Origin of the sequence: Streptomyces sp. SPB074 (assembly GCF_000154905.1) — a bacterium.
Lineage (GTDB): Bacteria > Actinomycetota > Actinomycetes > Streptomycetales > Streptomycetaceae > Streptomyces.
The window spans coordinates 557,749-560,670 of record NZ_GG770539.1; the positions used below are offsets into that span (position 1 = coordinate 557,749).

Below are 2,922 nucleotides of genomic sequence, written 5' to 3' on the forward strand. Positions count from 1 at the left end.
GCCGATGCGCGCGGCGAGGTCGCCGGTGCCCGCTTCCTCGACCCGCTGCGCGGGCAGCGCGAGGGCACGGGCGACGACCTGTTCCCGCAACCGCGCCAGCGCGCCTTCCCCGACGCGGGCCACGAGCCCCGCCCCCGTCGCGGTCAGCAGAGCCTGGACGAACGCGGCCCCGAGAAGCACGAGCGCGGCCCCCACGACGGCACCGCTCGTCCCGCCCTCGCGCACGGTGTCCACGATCCGTCCCAGCGCGAAGGGGCCCGCGAGCCCCGCCGCCGCCTCGCCCGCGAAGACGGCGACCGCGGCGAGCGCCCGCCACCGGTGGGGCCGCGTCAGCTCCCGGGCCGCGGCCCTGGTCCGGCGCGGCGTCGCGGTGGGCAGCAGGGGACGCGGGGCGTCGCCGGACCCGCCGTCGCGGGACGGGGGCAGGTGCGGGGCGCCGGGGGACGGCGCGGTGGACGGTGCGGCGGTAGTGGCGTCCGGCATGGCGGTGGCGGCCTCCGGCGCGGAGGGTGCGGCGTCCGGCGTGGCGGTCCCGGGTCCTCGGCCCGGCGCCGGGGTGCCTTTCACGGTGCTCATGCGCTGACCACCTCCCCGTAGAAGCTGTCGGTGGCGAGCAGTTCGGAGTGCGGGCCGCTCGTGGTCACGCGGCCCTCGTGCAGGACGGCGACGCGGTCGCAGGCGGCGAGGAGGGCGGGGGACGAGGTGAGGAGGAGGGTGGTGCGGCCCGCGCGCAGGGCGCGGACACCGCGTGCGACGCGGGTCTGGGTCACCGCGTCGACCGCCGTCGTCGGATCGTGCAGGACGAGCACGGGCGGTGCGGCGCGCAGCGCGCGGGCCAGGGCGAGCCGCTGGCGCTGGCCGCCGGACAGGAAGGCGCCGCGCTCGCCGATCCGGGTCGCCGCGCCGTGCGGCAGGGCGTCGACGAGATCGGTGGCGGCCGCCGCCCGGAGCGCGGCGGTGTCGGCGCGCGTGGCCGCCTCCGCCGGCTCGTCCTCGCCGGTGCGGAGGTTGTCGGTGACCGTGCCGTCGAAGAGGTACGCCTGGTGCGGCGCCACGAGGACGGCCGTGCGGGCCCGCGCGCGGGGGAGCGCGCCGAGCGGGAGGCGCCGTCCAGGCGCACGGCCCCGTGCGCGGGGAGCAGGTCGCCCGCGAGGCAGGCGAGGAGTTCGGCCGCCGCGACCGGGTCGGGCACGACGAGGCCGAGGTGTTCGCCGGGCGCGAGGTCGAGGTCCACACCGCGCAGGGCCTCGTGCGCGAGGCCCCGTACCGTCAGCCCGCCCCGCACCGGCGCGCCCTCGGGCGGCCGGGCCGCGGCGGGCGGCGGTCCGGGCGCGTCGAGGAGGACGGCGACGCGGCGCGCGCTCGCGCGGGCGCGGGCGAGCGCGGGGCCCAGTTCCAGGAGGCCCTGGATCGGCGACAGGAGGAACTGGCAGAGGCCCACGCACGCGATGAGTTCCCCGAGCCCGAGGTCCCCGGCGAGCGCGAGGCGCCCCGCGACGAGGGCGACGACGGCGACGAGCACCCCGGCGAGCAGTGCCCCGGCGCCGTCCAGCGCGGCCTCCGTGCGCGCCGCGACGACGGTCGCGCGCAGGCTCTCGCGGTTGACGGCCGCGTAGTGGCGCAGCGCGGTGCGCTCGGCGCGCAGGCCCTTGAGGACGCGCAGCCCGTTGACGTGGTCCACGGCCGTGGCGGCGGCGCGGGCGGCGGCGGCCTGCTCGGCGGCGCCACGGCGTTCCAGCGGGCGGCCCGCGCGGTTCATGAGGAGGTGCACGGCCGGGGTGCCGAGGAGGACGAGGAGGCCGAGGGGGAGGGACATGCGCAGCAGGAGCGCGGCGCCGAGACCGACGGCGACGAGGTTGCCCGTCGTCATGCCGAGCCAGCTCGTGAACTGCCCCACCACCTGCGCGTCGGAGCCGGTGACGGTGAGGAGGTCGCCGGGGAGCCGGTCGCGCCCCGCGGCGCCGTCGGGGGCGAGGAGGCGTCCCGCGAGCCGGACGCGCAGGCGGTGCGCGGAGTGCTCGCGGGCGGTGGTGGAGAGGCGGGAGCCGAAGCGGTAGCAGAGCGAGAGGAAGAGGAAGTCGGCGGCGAGCAGGGCGAGACAGCCGAGCAGCGCCCCCGCGGCGCCGCCGTCCACGGCGCGGTCCACGACGACGCCGACGACGACCGGCACCAGCGCCTCGCCCGCCTGGTGCCCGGAGAGCAGCAGGAGCGAGCCGAGCAGCGGGCCCCGTACGGAACGGGCCGCCGCCACGAGCACCGCGCCGGGCCCGCGCGGGGACGGGACGGCGGACGGGGCGCCGGGCGGGGCGCCTTGCGCGGGGGGCTTCACTGGCATCACCTTCGGGGGTGTGATCGGCGGGGGCCGGGGGCTCCGGAGGGCTCCCGCCTCAGGTTAGGACTGGCTAAGTTTGACGGGCGTGCGATACGGTGACGCGCCATGTCGCTCACCAGACAACCCGCGCCCGGTCGCGGTCCCGGCGCCGGGGACCCGGCGGCGGGTGACGCCCGGGGCGCCCTGCGGGTCATGAACTTCGAGATGCCGGGCGGCCGTCGCTTCGACCGCCACGAGCACTCCGCGCACCAGCTCGCCTGGGCGGCGGCCGGGACCCTCACGGTGGACATCGGCGCGCACTCCTGGGTGCTGCCGCCGACGCTCGCGCTGTGGATACCGGCCGGGACCCCGCACACGACGGGGGCGACGCGTCCCGCGCTCATGCGGAGCGTCTACCTCGCGCCCCGGCTCTCCCCCGTGCGCTGGCCGGGCCCGACCGTGGTCGCGGTGGGCCCGCTGCTGCGCGAACTGATCACCCACCTCGCGGACACGCCGCTGGAGCCGGGCCCGCGCGCCCGTGCCGAGGCGCTCCTGCCCGACCTGCTGCGGCCCGTCGAGGTGACGACGATCGAGGTCCGATGCCGCGCGAC

3 protein-coding genes and 2 pseudogenes are annotated in these 2,922 nt (G+C 79.0%); 1 reads left to right on the forward strand and 4 read right to left on the reverse strand.

Annotation, left to right across the window (positions count from 1 at the left end):
• The 4 genes and pseudogenes from SSBG_RS02255 to SSBG_RS34095 form a co-directional block, all read right to left on the reverse strand.
• On the reverse strand, positions 1-576 hold a 576-nt coding region (locus tag SSBG_RS02255), incomplete at its 3' end, for an ABC transporter transmembrane domain-containing protein (RefSeq protein ID WP_037868743.1).
• Positions 573-770, reverse strand: a complete 198-nt coding sequence (locus tag SSBG_RS34085) for a hypothetical protein (RefSeq protein WP_234010787.1) — start codon at positions 768-770, stop codon at positions 573-575. The genes SSBG_RS34085 and SSBG_RS02255, both read right to left, overlap by 4 nt.
• Positions 771-845: 75 nt before the next feature.
• A pseudogene (locus tag SSBG_RS35595) lies at positions 846-1,445 on the reverse strand (hypothetical protein); the annotation flags it as partial.
• A gap of 26 nt (positions 1,446-1,471) precedes the next feature.
• Positions 1,472-2,335 (reverse strand): annotated as a pseudogene (locus SSBG_RS34095) (ABC transporter transmembrane domain-containing protein); the annotation flags it as partial.
• 102 nt (positions 2,336-2,437) lie between these two features.
• Here SSBG_RS34095 and SSBG_RS02265 point away from each other — a divergent pair.
• Positions 2,438-2,922: AraC family ligand binding domain-containing protein (locus SSBG_RS02265; RefSeq protein WP_008744618.1), on the forward strand; the 485-nt coding region annotated here is incomplete at its 3' end.